An 18919-nucleotide genomic window follows, 5' to 3' on the forward strand; every position below is an offset into this window, starting at 1 on the left:
TTGAACCGCCGCATGAGCGGCGGTTAGCGTCGGTGGCCCAGTTGGGGGCATCGGGGGAAGCGTGAGCGGTACGGGGACAGGGACGCGCGGGCCCGTGGACGTGGCGATCGTCGGGATGGCGTGCGTGTATCCGGACGCGCCTGGGGTGCAGGCCCTCTGGGAGAGCGTGCTGTGGCGGCGGCGGGCGCTGCTGCCCCGGCCCGGCGGCCCGCGGGGCGCGCGCACGGCGCTGATCGAGGGCTGGTCACCGAGCGGGACCAAGCCCCCGATACCGGTCCTGGACGACGACGCGGCGGGCGGCGACCCGCTGCGCGCGCTGGCCGTGGACACCGCGCACCGCGCGCTCGCCGACCTGAGCGAGCCGTGCGACTGGCTCGACCCGGCGCGGATCTCGGTCGTCATCGGCAACCTGCCCTTCACCCCCAAGCCGGGCGGCGGGGACGTGCTCGACCGGCTCGGCCTGGGCGTGGACCGGGCGGGGCCGCTCGGCGACGACCCGCGCGGCTCCTCGTTGCTGTGCCTGATCACCGCCTGCCGCACCCTGCGCGACGGCGGCGCGGACCTGGCGCTGGCGGGTGGGGTCGAGCTGGGCACCGGCGCGCTCGCACCGCTGTTCGGCGGCCCCGCGGACGGCCGGGTGGACGGGTTCTGGCCCGGCCAGGGCTGCGGGGTGGTGGCGCTGATGCGCGCCGCCGACGCCCGCGCCCGGGGGCTGCGCGTGTACGCCGAGATCGCGGGCTGGGGCGTGTCGGCCGAGCGGGCGCCGGGGCCGGGCGGCCCCGCCCTGCCCGAGGTGGACGGGCGGCTGCTCGCGCTGCGCCGGGCGTACGCGCATTCGGGGGTCCGGCCGCAGGACGTGCGGCTGTTCGAGGGGCACGCCACCACCACGCCGTACGGGACGGCGGGCCTGGCCGCGCTGGCGCGGCTGCTGCGCCGCCCACCGGCCGAGCCGACGGCCGGGGATGGGCGGCCCGGGGACCAGCAGTCCGGGGATCAGCGGCCCGGAGACCAGCCGCTGGACACCCGCGCTTACGGCGGGGCGTGGGCGGCCGTCGGCGCGATCGGCGGGAACATCGGGCACAGCGGCGCGGCGGCCGGGGTCGCCGGGGTCATCAAGGCGGCGCTGGCCGTGGCGCACGGCGTGCTGCCGCCCGCCTGCGGGGCCGACGAGCCGCCGCACCCGCTGGTCACCGCGCCCGAGGGGCCGTTGCGCGCGCTCGCCGGGCCGCGCCCGTGGCCGGACGGGGAGCCGCGGCACGCGGGCGTGAGCGCGATGGGCCACGGCGGCGTGCACGCGCACCTCGTGCTGCGCGAGCCGGGCGCCACTGTGCGCGCCGGCGAGCCGGGCGCGGTGGAGCGCGGCGGCGAGCCGGTGATCGTGCCGCGCACCCGCGACAGCGCCGCCGCCCCGCCCCGGCCCCGCGACGGCGGCACGGTGCCCCGGGCGTACGCGCACACCCCGTGGCCCTCACCGGCCGATCCGGTGGTGTTCCCGATCTCGGGCTCCCCCGGCGACGTGCGCACGATGCTGGAGCGGATCGCGGACCAGGCCACCTGCTGGCACGAGGCCGAACTGCTCGACCTGGCCCGCGCGCTCGCCCACCAGACGCCCCGCGGCCCGCTGCGGGTGGCGCTGGTGGCCGGCTCGGCGGAGCTGCTGGCCGAGCGCGCCCGGCTGGGCCTGGAACTGGCCGCCGACCCGCCACCGGGCAGGCTGGTCACGCGGCGGGGCGTGCGGGCCGGACTGGGCGTGCGCGGCCGGGTGACGCTGCTGTTCCCGGGCCAGACCGCCCCGCTGCGACGTCCCGAGGATGTGGCCTGGCGGCGCCGCGAGGAGCCCGTGTGGGACACCGCGGTGGCACAGCCGGCCGCGCTGGAGGCCGCCCTGGTGGCGCTGCGCGAGCTGGACGCGCTCGGGCTGAACGCGGGCGCGGCCATCGGGCACGGCGTGGGCGAAGTGGCCGGGCTGGTCTGGGCGGGCTGCCTGACCTCGCAGGACGCGCGCCGGCTGGTACGCCGCCGGGGGCGGCTGATGAGCGACGCCGGGACCCCCGGCACCGGCATGCTGAGCGTGACGGCGTCCCGGGAGGAGGTCGAGCGGCTGGTCACCGGGACGGGGCTGGTGGTGGCCGCGGTGGACGGGCCCAGGGCGCACGTGTTGTCGGGCCGTACGGCGGAGCTGATGCTGGCGGCCAAGCGGGCCGAGGCCGAGGGGCTGGAGACGGTGCGGCTGCCGGCGACCAGGGCGCTGCACTCGCCGTACGTGGCGGCCTGCCAGCAGGGCTTCGCCGAGTGCCTCCAGGGCGTGACGTTCCTGCCCGCGCAGCGGCCGCTGATCTCGACGGTGACCGCCCAGCCGGTGGGCCCGCACGACGACCTGGCGGTGCTGCTGCGGGCGCAGATCGTCGCGCCGGTGCGGTTCTGGGACGCGGTGCAGCGGGTCGCCGGGGCCACCGACCTGTTCTGCGAGGCCGGTCCGGGGCGCGGGCTGTCGGCGCTCGCCGCCGCCACGGGGGTGCCGACGGCGGCCACCGACACGTACGGGCCCGACGGGGTGGCGCGGGCGGAGACGGCGGCGGCGCTGTGGGCGTGCGCGGCCGTGCCCGACCTGACCGCCTGCTACGCCGACTGCCCGGGGCGCCCGATGGACCCCTGGCGCGAGCGCGTCTTCGCCGGGGCCCCGCTCAGATCCCCGGACCTACGCGCCTGAGCACGCGCAGCGAGCCCTCCTTGCGCACCTCGGCGAACGCGCCGGAGCCGATCGCGCGGAGGTAGACGTGGTACGGCGCCTGCCCGCCGTCCTCGGGCGATTCGAACACGTCGTGGATGGCCAGCGCGCCGCCCTCCACCACGTGCGGCGCCCAGCCCTCGTAGTCGGCGTTGGCGGGCTCCTCGGAGTGCCCGCCGTCGATGAACAGCATGCCGAGCGGGGTGTTCCACAGCCGGGAGACCTGCTCGGAGCGGCCGACGACCGCGATCACCTCGTCCTCCAGCCCGGCGGCGGCGATGGTCTGCCGGAACACCGGCAGCGAGTCCATCTTGCCGAAGCGCAGGTCCATCAGCGTGGGGTCGTGGTGCGCCCAGCCGGGCTGGATCTCCTCCGAGCCGCGGTGGTGGTCCACGGTGATCACGACCGACCCGGTCAGCCGGGCGGCGGCCCCCAGGTAGATCGCGGACTTGCCGCAGTAGGTGCCGATCTCGCACAGCGGCCCGCGGGAGCCGTACTCGCACGCGGTCTCGAACAGCGCGCGGCCCTCGGCGGACGGCATGAACCCCTTGGCGCGCTCGGCCGCCTTGAGCAGATCCGGCGGCATGATCGCCTCGACCATCGACAGGCCCCTTTTGCAGGTGTGTGACCCAGTTGAGGATGCACCTTACGAGGTCGGAGCACCCCCGCGCCAACCGGGAGCCGGGGCCGTGCAACGAACCGAACAACATTCCGGAGACCCCTTGCCCGAGCTGGCTGAAACCTGTTCTACTGACCTCGTGAACCAACGGGCCCGCATCGCGATGTCCCCCGCGGAGGTCGAGGCCGTCGTCGCCGAGTCGCGCAAGCTCCAGCTCGGCACGATCAACCCCGACGGCACGCCGCACATGGTGACCATGTTCTATGGCACCCGGGACGGCAAGATCACCTTCTGGACCTACGCCAAGGCGCAGAAGGCGCGCAACATCGCCCGCGACCCCCGGGTGACCTGCCTGATCGAGGCCGGCGACGAGTACGCGGAGCTGCGGGGGGTCATGATCTACGGCGAGGCGCGGCTGATCGACGCGCCCGAGGAGATCCTGGACGTCGGCCTGGCGGTGACCAGGCGGATGGCCGGGCTCCAGGAGGCCGACGTCAACGATCAACTCCGCGAATACGTCGCGCATACCGGACGCAAACGAGTCGCCTTCGTCGTCGAGCCGCGCCGCGTGGTGTCATGGGACCATCGCAAGCTCGGCGCCGCGGCGCCCGCCGGCGCATGATTCCCGGAGGTGACCCAGGTGAAGGTCAAAGTCGACTACTTGGTGTGCGAGGCCAACGCGGTCTGCACCGGTCTCGCGCCAGAGGTCTTCGAGCTCGACGACGAGGACCAGTTGCACCTGCTGCTGCCCGAACCGCCGGCCGAGATGGCCGACCGGGTCCGGCAGGCGGTGCGTTCCTGCCCGAAAGCCGCCCTGTCCCTAGAGGAATAGGTTCCGACGAGGAATAGCCCCTGGCGGGACGATCCCCAGCGAAACGGCCCCCAGCGGAACAGCCCCTAGCGGAACAGCCCCGGAAGGAGCGGGCGGCGCCCGCCCGAGGAGGTAACCCCCCATGCGAGCCGCGCTGTTGCACGCCGTCGGTGACGACAAGCTGGACATCCGCGACGACTTCACCCTCGCCCCGATGGGGCCCGCCGACGTGCGGGTGAAGGTCAAGGCCACGGGTGTGTGCCACTCGGACCTGTCCGTGCTCACCGGGGTCCTGCCGATGCCGCTGCCGGTGATCCCCGGGCACGAGGGCTCCGGGGAGGTCCTGGAGGTCGGCGACCACGTCACCACGGTCAAGCCCGGCGACCACGTGATCATCAACTGGACCCCGGCGTGCGGCCAGTGCGATCTGTGCCTGGTGGGCCAGCCGTTCCTGTGCATGACCTACGTCATGGACAGCTTCGTCAAGCCCCGCTTCCGCTTCGGCGGCGAGACCCCGGCCTTCGGCATGGCCGGATGCGGCACCTGGGCCGAGGAGATCGTGGTGCCCTGGCAGGGCGCGATCAAGATCGACCCCGAGGTGCCCTACGACGTGGCCGCGCTGATCGGCTGCGGGGTCACCACCGGCGTCGGCGCCGCGCTGAACACCGCCAAGGTACGCCCCGGCTCGACGGTCGCGGTCATCGGCTGCGGCGGCGTCGGCCTGTCGGTGATCCAGGGCGCGCGGGTCTCCGGTGCGACCGCGATCCTGGCCGTCGATCCGCTGGAGTCCAAGCACGAGCTGGCCAAGAAGGTCGGGGCCACCCACGCGTGCACGCCCGACCAGCTCGCCGGGGCGATCGGCGAGATCACCGGCGGGCGGGGCTTCGACTACGCCTTCGAGGTCGTCGGCAAGTCCCAGGCGATCACGACCGCCTGGCAGGCGGCCCGGCGCGGCGGCGACGTCATCGTCGTCGGCGCGGGCGCGGCCGACGACATGGTGTCGATCTCCGCGTTCAGCCTGCTGTTCGAGGGCAAGAACCTGCTCAGCTCGCTGTACGGCGGCTCCGACGCGCGACGCGACTTCCCGTTCTTCGCCAACCTCTGGAAGGCCGGCAAGCTCGACCTGGAGAGCATGATCAGCTCCCGGATCAGGCTGGCCGACATCAACGACGCCGTGGCCGCGCTGAAGGGCGGCGAGGTGCTGCGCCAGATCGTCGTCTTCGACTGACCGCCGCCCCCATGGACGAAAGGGCCGGGCCCGCATTCCCCCCGACGGGCCCGGCCCTTTCCTTTCCGGTTCGAGCACCGATCTTGAATGCGGCATCATGGGCCGGTGGACATCAGGGCGGAATACGAACTTTCGAACGCGGAGCTGAACCGCGCGATACGCCTCGTCGTGGGGCACCGCAAGCTGGCTCTGTTCTACGGGGTGGCGGCGTTCGCCCTCGTCGCCGGGGGGCTGTGCTACGGCCCGTTCGACAGGCCGCTCTACGCCGCGATGTTCCTGCCCCTCGGCGCGGCGCTGGCCATCGCGGCGACGCTGCTCGTGCCGATGTCGGCCCGGCAGGTACGCGCACAGGTCTGCCTGCCGACGCGGGCCCACCTGACCGACGAGCACGCCGAGTTCGTCACCGACGCGCACACCAGCACCATCAGGTGGCCGACGTTCGTCAAGGCCGTGACGGGCCCGGAGTTCTGGCTGTTCTACCTCAACCGCAACAGCGCGGCCATCCTGCCCCGCCGGGCGTTCGGCCCGGCGGAACAGGCGGAGATCGACGCGTTCGTGGCCGGGGCGCGCTGGAGCGCGTCCCGGCCGTAGCCGCCGGTACGGTCAGTCGCTGGAGAAGGCCGCGTCGAACGCGGCGGCCGGCGGGGTGATCGCGTTCAGCCGCCGGATGTACGCCAGCGCCTCCGGGGCGCCGTCGAGGCGGTCCATGCCCGCGTCCTCCCACTCGATGGAGATCGGGCCCTGGTAGCCGATCGCGTTCAGCGCCCGGAAGCAGTCCTCCCAGGGCACGTCGCCGCGCCCGGTGGACACGAAGTCCCAGCCGCGGCGCAGGTCGGCCCAGGGCAGGTGCGAGGACATCACGCCGCGGCGGCCGTCGCCGAGCCGGACCTTGGCGTCCTTGCAGTCCACGTGGTAGATGCGGTCGGCGAAGTCGAGGATGAAGTTCACCGGGTCGATCCGCTGCCACACCATGTGCGAGGGGTCCCAGTTCAGCCCGAACGCCGGGCGGCGGCCCACGGCCTCCAGGGCGCGCACGGTGGTGTGGTAGTCGTAGGCGATCTCGCTCGGGTGCACCTCGTGCGCGAAACGCACGCCCACCTCGTCGAAGACGTCCAGGATCGGGTTCCACCGGTCGGCGAAGTCGGTGTAGCCGGCCTCGATCATCGACGGCGGCACCGGCGGGAACATCGCGACGGTGTGCCAGATCGAGGAGCCGGTGAAGCCGACCACGGTATCGACCCCGAGCAGCGCCGCGGCGCGCGCGGTGTTCTTCATCTCCTCGGCGGCGCGCTGCCGCACACCCTCGGGCTCGCCGTCGCCCCAGATGCGCGCGGGCAGGATCGCCTTGTGCCGCTCGTCGATCGGGTGGTCGCACACGGCCTGGCCGAGCAGGTGGTTGGAGATCGTCCACACCTTGAGGTTGTGCTTCTCCAGCATCTCCAGCTTGCGCGGCACGTACGAGTCGTCGGCCAGGGCCTTGTCCACCTCGAAGTGGTCGCCCCAGCAGGCGATCTCCAGGCCGTCGTACCCCCACTCCGACGCCAGCCGGCAGACCTCCTCGAAGGGCAGGTCGGCCCACTGGCCGGTGAACAACGTGACGGGCCGGGTCATGATTCCTCCACACGGACGTAGCGGCTGTCCTGCGCCGCGCTCTGCTCCACCGCCGCCAGCACCCGCTGCACCCGCAGCCCGTCGGCGAAGGACGGCGAGGGGTCCTGGCCCGCGGCGATGGCCTCCAGGAAGTCCTTCACCTCGTGGGTGAAGGTGTGCTCGTAGCCGAGCCCGTGGCCCGGCGGCCACCACGCGCCCACGTACGGGTGGGTGGCCTCGGTGACCAGGACGCGGCGGAACCCGCCCTCCTCGTCGGGCAGCGTGGCGTCGTGGAACCACAGCTCGTTCATCGCCTCGAAGTCGAAGTACAGGCTGCCGCGCGAGCCGTTGACCTCGATCCGCAGCGCGTTCTTGCGCCCGGTGGCGAACCGGGTGGCCTCGAAGGAGGCCAGCCCGCCGCCGCTGAGCCGGGCGATGAACAGGGCGGCGTCGTCCACGGTGACCGGCCCGCGGGCCGTGCCGCCGCTGGCGGCCAGCCCGGCCGACTCCTCAGCGAGCGGGCGCTCCTTGACGAACGTCTCGGTGATGGCCGAGACGCCGTCGATGCGCTGCCCGGTGACGAAGCCGACCGTGTCGATGATGTGCGCGCCGATGTCGCCCAGCGCGCCGGAGCCGGCCTTGTCCTTCTGTAGCCGCCACACTAGCGGGAACTCCGGATCGGTGATCCAGTCCTGTAGGTAGACCGCCCGCGCGTGACGCACCTCGCCGATCCTGCCCTCGGCGACCAGCTTGCGGGCCAGCGCCACGGCGGGCACCCGCCGGTAGTTGAAGGCCACCATGGACCGCACGCCCTTGGCCGCGGCGGCGGTGGCCGCCGCGGTCATCGCCTCGGCCTCGGCCACCGTGTTGGCCAGCGGCTTCTCGCACAGGACGTGCTTTCCGGCCTCCAGCGCGGCGATGGCGATCTCGGCGTGGGAGTCGCCGGGCGTGCAGATGTCCACGATCGCCACGTCGTCGCGGTTGACCAGCTCCTTCCAGTCGGTCTCCACCGCGGCCCAGCCGAGCCGGGCCGCCGCAGCCGCCGTACGCTCGGCCGATCTGCCGGACAGCACCGCCATCTCGGGCCGTACCGGCAGGTCGAAGAAGGCGCCGACGCTGCGCCACGCCTGGGAGTGGACCCGCCCCATGAAGGCGTAGCCCACCATGCCGACTCCCAGGGCCGGCCTGTTGTCACGCACGTGTGATCCCCCGATCAGGACTCGAAGCCGAGCGGCAGGTACTGCTCGACATTCTCCTTGGTGATGGTCTCCGAGGCGAGAGTGATGGACTGCGGCACCTGGTTCTCCACCAGATCGCTCATGCCCTTGTTCTGCGCGATCAATCGCGCCAGCTTGATGGCCGAGGACGCCATGGTGGGGCTGTAGGTGACCGTCGCCTCCAGCACCGAGGAGCCCGACTGGATCTCCCGCATGGCGTTGGCCGAGCCCGCGCCGCCGACCATGAAGAACTCGTTCCGGCCGGCCTCCTTGATCGCGGCCAGCACGCCCACGCCCTGGTCGTCGTCGTGGTTCCACAGCGCGTCGATCTTCGAGTGCGCCTGGAGCAGGTTGCTGGCGACCTCGGTGCCGGTCTCCACCGTGAACTGGGCGTCCTGCTTGGCGGTGACGCTGAAGCCGTAGCTCTTCAGCGCGTCCGCGAAGCCCTTGCTGCGGTCCTGCGTCAGCGGCAGCGTGGCGATGCCCTGGATCTCCACGATCACCGGGTTCGACACGCCCTTCTCCTTGAGCTTGGCGCCGATGTAGTGACCCGCGGCCACGCCCATGCCGTAGTTGTCGCCGCCGATCCAGGTGCGGTAGGAGAGCTTGTCGGGGAAGATCCGGTCCAGGTTGACCACCGGGATTCCGGCGTCCATGGCCCGGCGCGCGACCTGGTTGAGCTGCTCGCCGTCGTTGGGCAGCAGCACCAGCACGTTCACCTTCTGCTGGATCAGCGATTCCACCGCGGAGATCTGCTGGTTGATGTCGTTGGTCGGCTCGACCGGCGTGAACGTGACGTCGGAGTACTGCTTGGCCGTCGCCTCGGCGTTCTTGGCGATGGCGGCGATCCAGCCGTGGTCGGCGGCCGGAGCGGAGAAGCCGATGGTCACCTTCTGGCCGGGCTGGTCGTTGCCGCCACTGGCGGCGGCGGCCGGAGCGCTGGCGGGGGAGGAGGGCTGGGCCGCGGGCTCGTTGCTGGTGCACGCGCTGACCAGGGCGCCGGCGCCGACCACGGCTCCACCGAGCAAAAAGCCACGTCGTCCGACTTTCTCGCTCATCGTTTCTCCTAAGTTCGTGTTTCGAGGCTGCGCCTCTGGAGCAGCACGGCGACGACGATGATCAACCCTTTGGCGATGAGCTGATCGCTGGTGTTCAGGCCGTTGAGGATGAACAGGTTGGTGATCAAGGTGAAGATCAGCAGACCGAGGATCGAGCCGATGATCGTGCCCCGGCCGCCGGTGAGGAGCGTGCCGCCGATGATGACGGCGGCGATGGCGTCCAGCTCGTACAGGTCTCCGTGGGTGGAGGAGCCCGTCGTGGTGCGGGCCATGATGAGCACGGCGGCGATGCCGCAGCACAGCCCGGAGAGCGCGTAGAGGATCACGGTGTGCCTGCGCACGTTGATGCCGGCCAGGCGGGCGGCCTCGGGGTTGCCGCCCACCGCGTACGTCCGGCGGCCGAAGGTGGTGCGGTTCAGCACCACCCAGCCGACCACGACGACCGCGAGGAAGACGAACACCAGCGGCGGCACGCCGAGGATGCGGCCGGTGGACAGCTCGACCAGCAGGTTGTTGTCGGGCTGGACGAGCTGGGTGCGCCGGTCGGACATGCGCTGGGCCAGGCCGCGCGCCGCGACCAGCATGGCCAGCGTGGCGATGAACGGCACCATCCGGCCGTACGCGATCAGGAACCCGTTGATCAGCCCGGCTCCGGTGCCGACCAGGAGCGCGCACATCACCATGACCCACGGCCCGTACGACTGGGTGGCCAGCGTCGTGGCCCAGACCGAGGCCAGCGCCATGATCGCGCCCACCGACAGGTCGATGCCGCCACCGATGATCACGAAGGTCATGCCGACCGTGATCACGCCGATGGTCGAGGCCAGGGCCAGGATGGTGACCAGGTTCGAGGTGGTGGCGAAGTTCTCCGGCCTGGTGACCAGGCCGACGACCGCCAGCAGCACCAGGGCGATCACCAGGCCGAGGTGCCGGTACTCGCCGAGGCGGGCCAGCGGCCCCTGGCCGGCGGCGACCGCGCGCCGGGCCTGGGCCTCGACCCGGTCCTGTTCCTCTGCCGGGGGCGCGCCGGACGGCGCGGCCTGCTTGGGATTCGCCTCACTCACCGGCGTCCTCCTTCTCCTGCGTCGCGGGGTGGGCGGCCATGACGAGGTCGAGCACCCGGTGCTCGTCCAGTTCGCCCGCCTGTGCCTCGTGCACGACCTCGCCCTCGCGGATGACCAGCACGCGATCGGCCAGCCCCAGCACCTCGGGCACCTCGCTGGACACCAGCAGCACGCCGATGCCCTGGTCGGCGAGGCGGCGGATCACGGCGTACAGCTCGGCGCGGGCGCCGACGTCCACGCCCCGGGTGGGCTCGTCCAGGAGCAGCAGCCGGAGCGGTGCGCCGGACGAGGAGGAGCCGCCGTCGATCAGCCATCGGGCCAGCACCGCCTTCTGCTGGTTGCCGCCCGACAGGGTCTTGATCGGCCGGCGCGGGTCGCCGGGCCGGATGTCCAGGGCCTCGATCTGGGCGCGGGCGTCGGCCAGCTCGCGGCGGCGGTCCAGCCAGCCGAAGCGGGAGTAGCGGCCGAGCCCGGCCAGGGTGATGTTGCGGGCCACGCTCTCGTCCAGCAGCAGGGCTTGGGCCTTGCGCTCCTCGGGGGCCAGGCCCATGCCGAGGCGGACGGCGCGGTCGGTGCCCGCGCCTACCGGGCGGCCGTCCAGCAGCACCCGGCCGGACGCCTTGCGCGCGCCGTACACGGCCTCGATGATCTCCGAGCGGCCGGAGCCGACCAGGCCGGCCAGGCCCACGATCTCCCCCGCGCGCACCGAGAACGACACGTTCGCGAACACGCCGGGCACGCTCAGGTTCTCCACCCGCAGCACCTCCGGGCCCGGTTCGGCGCGATCGGGGCGCGGCGGGAAGACGTACTCGACGTTGCGGCCGGTCATCAGCGAGACGATCGTCGAGGTCGGCGTGTCACGGGCCGGCAGGCCGACGGCGGCGGTGCGGCCGTCCTTGAGCACGGTCACCCGGTCGCCGATCTCGCGGATCTCCTCCAGGCGGTGGGAGATGTACACGACGGCGACGCCCTGCGCGGTCAGCTCGCGGATGATCCGGAACAGGTTGGCCACCTCGTCGTGCGCGAGCGCGGCCGAGGGCTCGTCCATCACGATCAGCCGGGCGTCGTGCGAGAGAGCCCGCGCCATGCTGACGACCTGCTTGCCCGCCGGGGACAGCCGGCCCACCTCGGTCGTCGGGCGGATCTCGCCGTGGCCGAGCCGGGCGAGCAGGTCGCGGGCGGCGGCGTTGGTCTCGCCGCGCCGGGTGAAGCCCAGGCTCGCCTTTTCGTGGCCGAGGAAGATGTTCTCCGCCACGCTCAGCCCGTCCACCAGGTCGAGCTCCTGGTAGATGGTGGAGATGCCGAGCCTGATCGCGTCGGTGGGGCCGGCCGGGCGGATCTCCTCGCCGGCCAGGGAGATCGTGCCCTCGTCGGGCAGGTGCGCGCCCGCGAGGATCTTGATCAGGGTGGACTTGCCGGCGCCGTTCTGGCCGAGCAGACAGTGCACCTCGCCCGCGCGCACCTCCAGGTCCACGCCGTCCAGCGCGCGCACGCCGGGGAACTGCTTGACGATCCCGCGCATCACCAGCAGCTCGCTCATGCCGACACCCCCGCGCTCTCGCCGGCGTTGACGATCCGGTTGATGTTGTCGGGGGCCAGGTAGTGCTCGATGGCGAGGATGCCGGCGCCGAGCGCGGCGGCGTCCTCGCCGGTGTGGCTCGGCACGATCGTGAGGTGGTGCGTCGCCAGCGGCAGCGACCTGCGGTAGATCGTCTCCCTGATCCCGGCCAGCAGGTGGTCGTGCACGCGGGCCAGCGCGCCGCCGATCACGATGACCTCGGGGTTGTAGAAGTTGACCAGGCTGGCCAGCACCTCGCCGATGAGCCGGCCCGCCTCGCGTACGAGGCGGAGGGCCTGGGTGTTGCCGCTCTGCACCAGCGCCACCACGTCGCCGGCGGACTCGGCGGGGAAGCCGAGGTCGGTCAGCCGCCTGGCCAGCGCCGCGCCCCCGGCGACCGCCTCCAGGCAGGCGGAGTTGCCGCAGCGGCAGCCCGCCTCGTCGTGCCCGCTGACCCGGATGTGCCCGATGTCGCCGGCCGAGCCCTGCGCGCCCCGGTGCAGCCGGCCCTCGGTGACGATGCCGCAGCCGATGCCGGTGCCGACCTTGACGAACAGCAGGTATCCGCTGTTCTCGAACGCGTCGCGCTGCTCCCCCAGGGCCATGACGTTCACGTCGTTGTCCACCAGCACGGTCGCGTCGTACCGGCCGGCGAAGAACTCGGGCACCGGGTAGTCGTTCCAGCCGGGCATGATCGGCGGGTTGTTCGGCCGCCCGGTCGCGAACTCCACCGGGCCCGGCACGCCCATGCCGATCGCCTTCAGCGCGCCGCGGTCCCGGCCCGCCTCGGTGAGCAGGCGCGCGATCCGGGCGTCCACGTGCGTCAGCACCGTCTCCGGGCCCTCGGCGATCAGCATCGGGTCCTCGCAGGTCGTCAGCACGGCGCCGCTGATGTCCATCAGCTTGATCCGGCAGTGGGTGGCGCCGAGGTCCACGCCCGCCACCACGTGGTCGGCGGTGTGCAGGCGGAGCTGGCGCGGCGGGCGTCCGCCGGTGGACTCGCCGCTCTCGGTCTCGCGGACGAGCCCCCGCTCGATCAGCGCGTCCACCCGCTGCGAGATGGTCGATCTGGCCAGCCCGGTGACCCTGGCCAGGTCGGAGCGGGTGGTGGCCGATCCGGCGCTGATGAGCGTGAGCACGTCGCCGGGCGAGCCGGGTACCGTCCGCTCCTCTCCGGAACTGAACGTCATGTCGCGACGATAAGAGTCGATTTATCGCGAAATCAAGACCAAACGGCGCCGTGATCTGACTGAAACCTTGCAGGGCTTCCGCCGACCTCCGAACAAAGTCCGGGGGTCACATCTCCTAACGAAACGCCCTTCTAGGTCTTGACACCCCATGAGACTCCGGCTCACAGTTCGAACGGCGCGCCAAGTGAACACGGACGGGGGGCTGAACAGGAGGACAGCATGGGACGCGACTTCAGCCTCGACCGGCGCGGCTTCATCGCCGTCGCCGGAGGCGCCGCCGCCAGCGCCCTCGTGGGCGCCTGGGCCACGCCCGCGGCGGCCCAGGGCGACGACGACCGCGGCCATGGCAGCACCCACGACAGGGACTTCAACAGGGACTTCAACAGGGACCGGGGACGCGGCAGGCTCGTGCCGCGCGACCGGCTGGGCATCCAGTTGTTCACCATCCGCGACCAGGTGGCCGGCGCCGGCTTCGCCGCCGTCTTCGCCGAGCTGGAGCGCATCGGCTACAAGGAGGTGGAGTTCGCCGGCTACACCCAGGGCTCGGTGGGCCCCATCACCATCGCGCAGATCAAGCAGTTGCTCGACGACCACGGCCTGCGCGGCGTCGGCAGCCACGTCGGGTACCACTCCAGCAACCCCAACGCCGTCACCTTCGCCACCAACCTCACCCGGGTGCTGGACGAGGCGCAGGCGCTCGGCCTGCCGCACATCGGCACCGCCAGCAGCCCCGCACGCTACGGCAACACCGTGGACGCGTGGAAGCGCGCCGCGGCCGAGTTCAACGAGTACGGCGCCGCGGCCAAGGCCCGCGGCATGAAGTTCTACCAGCACAACCACGGCGGGGAGTTCGGCTTCGCCACCGACAAGCCCGAGGTCCGCCTGTACGACGTGCTGCTGGCCGAGACCGACCCCGACCTGGTGTACCTGCAGATGGACATCTACTGGGCGTACGTCGGCCAGTACCTCTACAGCTCGCGCCCCGACCCGAACGGCGGCCCGCCGATCCCCACCCCGTTCGACCCGCTCGACTACGTGCTGCGCAACCGGGAGCGCTACCCGCTGTTCCACGTCAAGGACGGCGTGAAGGACACCACCGTGCCCAACGGCTACCGCTTCGCGGACGTGGGCGACGGCGACATCGACTACCAGCGCTTCATCGAGGCGGTCCAGGACCGCGACAAGCGCGGCCGGCGGAAGGTCCGCCACCACTACATCGTCGAGCGCGACGACGCCCCGTCGAACCCGGCGGGCTCCTTCAGCACCGCGGAGCGCAGCCACGACCACCTCACCGGCCTGCGCGAAACCCGGCACTGAGCCCCTCACTCCCACCCCCCGTCCGGGAGCCCTCCCCCATGTTCTTCTTACGCAGGGTGCTCCCGCCGGCATGCGCGGGCGCGCTGGCCTTGTCCGGCGTGCTCGCCTCGCCCGCGGCGGCCGATCCCACTCCCACCCCCGCTCCCGTCTCGACTCCCACCCCGACATCCGCCCCGACGTCCGGCAAGGCCCCGCCGCGCCCCGACGACGCGGGCTACTACCGCCACGGCAACCGGCCCGCGTACAAGGTGCTGGTGTTCACCAAGGGCGCCGAGCCCGCGGTGGCCGAGGCCGGGACCGGCCTGGTGCGGCGGCTCGGCAGAGAGCAGCGCTTCGCCGTGGACGCCACCGCGGACGCCGCCGCCTTCACCCCGGAGAAGCTCGCGGACTACCGCGCGGTGATCTTCCTGGGCACCGGGGCCGGCGACCTGCTCGACGCGGGCCAGCAGGCCGCGTTCGAGGAGTACTTCACCGCCGGAGGCGGGTACGTCGGCCTGTCCTCGGCCGCCGCCACCGAGCCCTCCTGGTCGTTCTACACCCAGGTCGTCGGCACGACCGCGGGCCAGGCCACCGCCACGGCCGCGAAGGCCACGGTCAAGGTCGCCGACCGCGTCCACCCGGCGGGCAAGCCGCTGCCGGAGCGGTGGCAGATCTCCGAGCGCTGGTACGACTACGCCGCCAACGTGCGCGGCACCGCGCACGTGCTGGCCACCGTGGACGAGAGCACGTACACGGGCGGCGGCATGGGCGCCGACCACCCGATCTCCTGGTGCCGCGACTACCGCGGCGGCCGGACCTGGTACACCGGGCTCGGCCTGTCCGCCGGCACGTACGCCGACAGGAACTTCGCCAAGCACCTGCTCGGCGGCATCGAGTGGGCGTCCGGCGCGGCCACCGGCGACTGCGGCGCCACCGTGCTCGCCAACTACGAGAAAGTGACGCTGAACGACGAGCCCGGCGAGCCCATGACGATGGCCGTGCTGCCCGACGGCCGGGTGCTGCACAACACCCGCAACGGCCAGATCCGTTTGTACGACCCGGCGACCGGCCTCAGCCCGGTGATCACCACCATCCCGGTGTACAGCCACGACGAGGACGGCCTGCAGAGCGTCGCGATCGACCCCGGCTTCGCGCGCAACAAGTGGGTCTACTTCTACTACGCCCCGCCGCTGAACACGCCCGTGGACGACCCGGCCACGCCCGGCGTGAACGAGGGCGACGCCCCGGTGGACAGCGCCGACCCCACCGTCTGGGACAAGTTCAAGGGCTACAACGTGCTGGCCCGCGCCAAGCTGGTCGAGGAGCCCACCCCGCACCTCGACCTGACCACCCGGCAGGAGATCCTGCGCGTGGACTCCAACCGCGGCACCTGCTGCCACGTCGGCGGCGAGATCCGGTTCGACGGGCGCGGCCTGCTCTACCTGGCCACCGGCGACGACACCAACGCGGGCGGCTCCGACGGCTACACGCCGATCAACGAGGCCGCGACGCGCAACCCGGCCTACGACGCCCAGCGCTCGTCCGCCAACACCAACGACCTGCGCGGCAAGATGCTGCGGATCAAGGTCGCGGCCGACGGGTCGTACACGATCCCGAAGGGCAACCTGTTCCGGCCCGGCACCCCCAATACCCGGCCGGAGATCTACCTGATGGGCCTGCGCAACCCGTTCCGGTACGACGTGGGCTCCGACGGCACGCTCTACATCGCCGACTACTCCCCCGACGCCAGGGCCGGCGACCACCGGCGCGGCCCGCAGGGCACCGGCAAGTGGTTCGTGGCCCGCAAGGCGGGCAACTGGGGCTGGCCGTACTGCGCGACCCGCGACCTGCCCTACACCGACTTCGACTTCACCACCCGCACGTCCGGGCAGCCGTTCGACTGCGCGGGCGGCCCGGTGAACGACTCTCCGCGCAACACCGGCCTGACCAAGCTGCCGCCGGTGGAGCGGCCGGAGGTCTGGTACAGCTACACCGCCGAGACCCCCTGCCCGGCCTCCATCGCCAACCCGCCCGGCGCCTGCCCGGCGCTCTTCCCCGAGCTGGGCACGGGCGGCGTCGGCCCGATGGGCGGCGACGTCTACGAGTACGACCGCAGGCTGAACTCGGCGGTCAAGTTTCCGGCCTACTACGACGACACGATCGTCTTCGGCGAGTTCACCCGCGACTACCTGCGCGAGTTCCGGCTCGACGGCACGGGCGGGATGTTCAAGATCAACCCGCTGCTGAACGAGTTCGTCTGGGACAACCCCATGGACATGGAGTTCGGCCCGGACGGCGCGCTGTACATGCTGGAGTACGGCGACGGCTTCTTCCGCGCCAACCCCGACGCCCAGCTCTCGGTGGTCAGGTACGTCAAGGGCACCCGGGCGCCGGTGGCCAGGATGACCGCCACCCCGTCCTCCGGCCCCGCGCCGCTGACGGTGTCGTTCTCCAGCGCGGGCTCCGCCGACGCCGACCCCGGCGAGTCGATCACGTACGCGTGGGACTTCACCGGCGACGGAACGGTGGACTCGGTGGACCCGGAGGCCACCCACACCTACACGGCCAACGGCACGTACACGGCCACGCTCACGGTGACCGACAGCAGCGGCAAGACCGACGTCGAGAACCGTACGATCACGGTCGGCAACACCGCGCCCACCGTGACGGTCGAGACCCCGGCCGAGGGCGGCTTCTTCTCCTGGGGCGACACGGTGCCGTGGACGGTCACCGTGACCGACCCGGAGGACGCCTCCATCGACTGCTCCCGGGTGAAGGTGACGTTCGTGCTCGGCCACGACACGCACGGCCACGCGATCAGCGAGACGACCGGATGCTCGGGCACCTTCCAGACGCCCGAGGACGGCGGCGACCACGCCGGCGGCTACCTGTTCGGCGCCATCAGCGCCGAGTACACCGACACGGCCGGCGGCGGCCAGCCGGCGCTCAGCGACCTGGACCAGAACGTGATCCAGGTCCGCCGCCAGGAGGCGGAGAACGCCCAGGCCAAGCAGGGCGTGGAGGTCACCGTCACCGGCGACGCGGGCGGCGGCCTGTACCAGACCGGCATCGACGCCGGCGACTGGATCGCCTTCGACCCGGTCAACCTGGTGAACATCGACGCCGTCACGTTCCGCACGGCCGGTGGCAGCGCCGCCACCGCGGGCACGCCGAGGGCGACGGTGGAACTCCGCCTCGACGCCCCCGACGGCCCCCTCGCCGGCACGGTCACGATCAACGCCACGACGGGCAACAACGCGTGGGCGAGCCACCAGGCGGCGATCACCGACCCCGGCGGCACCCACCGCCTGTACCTGGTGTTCCGCTCCGTCCCCGGAGGTCCCACGACCGGCCTGTTCAACCTCAACTGGGTCGAGTTCAACGGCCGGGGAGTGACCACCCAGCCGTGACGCAGAGGGCCCGCCGCCCGCGCCTGGTGGCGCGGGCGGCGCGGCGCGCCACAGCATCGCCCGCTACAGCATGGCCCTTTACAGCATCGCCCTTTACAACACTGCCCTTTACAACACTGCCCTTTACAGCATCGCCCGCAGCGACGCGTTCGCCTGCTCGCCCAGGGCCACCGGCGTCAGGTACGGCTGCTCCGCCATGATCGAGTCCCAGTTGTCGCGGATGTCCTCGACGGTGAGGTCCTCCTTGCGCCAGCCGGGCCCCTCGGCCACGAACACCCGGGCCACCCGCCCGCCGCCGACGCTGAACACCTCCCCGCTGACCGGGCAGCTCTCGTGCGCCAGGAACGCCACCAGCGCGCTGACCCGCTCCGGGGTCAGCTTGCTCTCGAACTCGGCCGGCAGCAGCGACTCGGTCATCCGGGTCCACGCCACCGGCGCGATGGCGTTGGCCTTGATGTTCGCCCGCGCCCCCTCGATGCCGATCGTCTTGGTCAGCCCGACCAGCCCCATCTTGGCCGTGGCGTAGTTGGCCTGGCCGAAGTTGCCGAACAGCCCGGCGGGCGAGGAGGTGTTGACCACCCGCCCGTACGCCTGCTCCTTCATGTGCGGGAAGGCGGCCCGGCTGACGAGGTACGACCCGCGCACGTGCACCGCGAGCACCGCGTCGAAGTCCTCCACCGACATCTTGCCGAAGGACTTGTCCCGCAGGATGCCCGCGTTGTTGACGACGATGTCGATCCGCCCGAACGCGTCCAGCGCCGCTCGGACGATCCCTTCGGCCCCCTCGGGCGTCGCGACGTTGTCGGCGTTGGCCACGGCCTCCCCGCCGTTCTTGGTGATCACCTCGACCACCTCGTCCGCCGGCCCGGCGGAGGCGCCCGTCCCGTCCAGCGCCCCGCCCAGATCGTTCACCACGACCTTGGCCCCCCGCTCCGCCAGCAGCAGCGCATGCGCCCTGCCCAGCCCATGCCCCGCCCCGGTGACGACCGCCACCTTCCCGTCGAACCGAAGATCGGCCATAACCTCGCCCTCCAGAAGAACATCATTCTGTTTCTCCCCAACATATCCCCCCACCCCCACCCCAACCAGGCCCACACGCACCGCCGTGGGGGTCTCCGGGCCGGACAGGAGGCGAGAAGCGGGCCGCGTC

At 72.2% G+C, this 18919-nt stretch carries 15 protein-coding genes; 7 read left to right on the forward strand and 8 right to left on the reverse strand.

The window, feature by feature from the left end:
• Positions 1-94 precede the first annotated feature (94 nt).
• On the forward strand, positions 95-2710 hold the full coding sequence (locus HNP84_RS55975) for a type I polyketide synthase (RefSeq protein ID WP_185049630.1): 2616 nt from the start codon (positions 95-97) through the stop codon (positions 2708-2710).
• Here HNP84_RS55975 and HNP84_RS11675 read toward each other — a convergent pair.
• Positions 2685-3329, reverse strand: coding sequence for a class I SAM-dependent methyltransferase (locus tag HNP84_RS11675; protein WP_246518029.1), 645 nt, complete (start codon positions 3327-3329; stop codon positions 2685-2687). The two genes, HNP84_RS55975 and HNP84_RS11675, sit on opposite strands and share 26 nt — an antisense overlap.
• A gap of 157 nt (positions 3330-3486) precedes the next feature.
• On the opposite strand from HNP84_RS11675, the gene HNP84_RS11680 reads away from it, so the two are divergent.
• The 4 genes from HNP84_RS11680 (at position 3487) to HNP84_RS55980 (ending at position 5977) form a co-directional block, all read left to right on the forward strand.
• On the forward strand, positions 3487-3969 hold the full coding sequence (locus tag HNP84_RS11680; RefSeq protein ID WP_185049631.1) for a pyridoxamine 5'-phosphate oxidase family protein: 483 nt from the start codon (positions 3487-3489) through the stop codon (positions 3967-3969).
• An 18-nt stretch (positions 3970-3987) separates the two neighbouring features.
• The gene (locus HNP84_RS11685) at positions 3988-4179 is read left to right on the forward strand and encodes a ferredoxin (RefSeq protein ID WP_185049632.1); all 192 of its coding nucleotides are present in this window, start codon (positions 3988-3990) and stop codon (positions 4177-4179) included.
• A gap of 121 nt (positions 4180-4300) precedes the next feature.
• Positions 4301-5386, forward strand: a complete 1086-nt coding sequence (locus HNP84_RS11690) for a Zn-dependent alcohol dehydrogenase (RefSeq protein ID WP_185049633.1) — start codon at positions 4301-4303, stop codon at positions 5384-5386.
• A gap of 105 nt (positions 5387-5491) precedes the next feature.
• Positions 5492-5977, forward strand: a complete 486-nt coding sequence (locus tag HNP84_RS55980) for a YcxB family protein (protein ID WP_185049634.1) — start codon at positions 5492-5494, stop codon at positions 5975-5977.
• Positions 5978-5989: 12 nt separating this feature from the next.
• On the opposite strand, the gene HNP84_RS11700 is transcribed toward HNP84_RS55980, so the two are convergent.
• From HNP84_RS11700 to HNP84_RS11725, 6 genes are read right to left on the reverse strand one after another with little or no spacing between them, the layout of a single operon-like run.
• Complete coding sequence (locus HNP84_RS11700; RefSeq protein WP_185049635.1) at positions 5990-6997, reverse strand: sugar phosphate isomerase/epimerase family protein; 1008 nt, start codon at positions 6995-6997, stop codon at positions 5990-5992.
• Positions 6994-8175 carry a Gfo/Idh/MocA family protein gene (locus tag HNP84_RS11705; RefSeq protein WP_312924462.1) on the reverse strand — a complete coding sequence of 394 codons (1182 nt, stop codon included), beginning with the start codon at positions 8173-8175 and terminating at the stop codon, positions 6994-6996. Before HNP84_RS11705 ends, HNP84_RS11700 begins: the two co-directional genes overlap by 4 nt.
• A gap of 14 nt (positions 8176-8189) precedes the next feature.
• Positions 8190-9251 carry an ABC transporter substrate-binding protein gene (locus HNP84_RS11710; protein WP_185049636.1) on the reverse strand — a complete coding sequence of 354 codons (1062 nt, stop codon included), beginning with the start codon at positions 9249-9251 and terminating at the stop codon, positions 8190-8192.
• Positions 9252-9259: 8 nt separating this feature from the next.
• Positions 9260-10315 (reverse strand): ABC transporter permease, encoded by a 1056-nt coding sequence (locus HNP84_RS11715; protein ID WP_185049637.1) that lies wholly within the window; start codon positions 10313-10315, stop codon positions 9260-9262.
• Complete coding sequence (locus HNP84_RS11720) at positions 10308-11855, reverse strand: sugar ABC transporter ATP-binding protein (protein ID WP_221336121.1); 1548 nt, start codon at positions 11853-11855, stop codon at positions 10308-10310. Before HNP84_RS11720 ends, HNP84_RS11715 begins: the two co-directional genes overlap by 8 nt.
• Entirely contained in the window at positions 11852-13063 is a 1212-nt protein-coding gene (locus HNP84_RS11725) for an ROK family transcriptional regulator (protein ID WP_185049638.1), read from the reverse strand. Before HNP84_RS11725 ends, HNP84_RS11720 begins: the two co-directional genes overlap by 4 nt.
• Before the next feature lie 219 nt (positions 13064-13282).
• Here HNP84_RS11725 and HNP84_RS11730 point away from each other — a divergent pair, with 219 nt between their 5' ends.
• Positions 13283-14380, forward strand: coding sequence for a sugar phosphate isomerase/epimerase family protein (locus HNP84_RS11730; RefSeq protein ID WP_185049639.1), 1098 nt, complete (start codon positions 13283-13285; stop codon positions 14378-14380).
• Between the two features lie 38 nt (positions 14381-14418).
• Positions 14419-17769 carry a ThuA domain-containing protein gene (locus HNP84_RS11735; protein ID WP_185049640.1) on the forward strand — a complete coding sequence of 1117 codons (3351 nt, stop codon included), beginning with the start codon at positions 14419-14421 and terminating at the stop codon, positions 17767-17769.
• Between the two features lie 123 nt (positions 17770-17892).
• On the opposite strand, the gene HNP84_RS11740 is transcribed toward HNP84_RS11735, so the two are convergent.
• The gene (locus HNP84_RS11740; protein ID WP_185049641.1) at positions 17893-18789 is read right to left on the reverse strand and encodes an SDR family oxidoreductase; all 897 of its coding nucleotides are present in this window, start codon (positions 18787-18789) and stop codon (positions 17893-17895) included.
• Positions 18790-18919 lie beyond the last annotated feature (130 nt).

The sequence above is a fragment of the Thermocatellispora tengchongensis genome (assembly GCF_014202315.1).
GTDB classification, from domain to species: Bacteria; Actinomycetota; Actinomycetes; order Streptosporangiales; family Streptosporangiaceae; genus Thermocatellispora; species Thermocatellispora tengchongensis.

Bases quoted from the DNA above. Each gene is read 5' to 3' on its own strand.
- HNP84_RS11730 (WP_185049639.1), top strand. From the start codon at position 13,283: ATGGGACGCGACTTCAGCCTCGACCGGCGCGGCTTCATCGCCGTCGCC.
- HNP84_RS11740 (WP_185049641.1), bottom strand. From the start codon at position 18,789: ATGGCCGATCTTCGGTTCGACGGGAAGGTGGCGGTCGTCACCGGGGCG.
- HNP84_RS11725 (WP_185049638.1), bottom strand. From the start codon at position 13,063: ATGACGTTCAGTTCCGGAGAGGAGCGGACGGTACCCGGCTCGCCCGGC.
- HNP84_RS11675 (WP_246518029.1), bottom strand. From the start codon at position 3,329: ATGGTCGAGGCGATCATGCCGCCGGATCTGCTCAAGGCGGCCGAGCGC.
- HNP84_RS11700 (WP_185049635.1), bottom strand. From the start codon at position 6,997: ATGACCCGGCCCGTCACGTTGTTCACCGGCCAGTGGGCCGACCTGCCC.
- HNP84_RS11690 (WP_185049633.1), top strand. From the start codon at position 4,301: ATGCGAGCCGCGCTGTTGCACGCCGTCGGTGACGACAAGCTGGACATC.
- HNP84_RS11710 (WP_185049636.1), bottom strand. From the start codon at position 9,251: ATGAGCGAGAAAGTCGGACGACGTGGCTTTTTGCTCGGTGGAGCCGTG.
- HNP84_RS11735 (WP_185049640.1), top strand. From the start codon at position 14,419: ATGTTCTTCTTACGCAGGGTGCTCCCGCCGGCATGCGCGGGCGCGCTG.
- HNP84_RS11720 (WP_221336121.1), bottom strand. From the start codon at position 11,855: ATGAGCGAGCTGCTGGTGATGCGCGGGATCGTCAAGCAGTTCCCCGGC.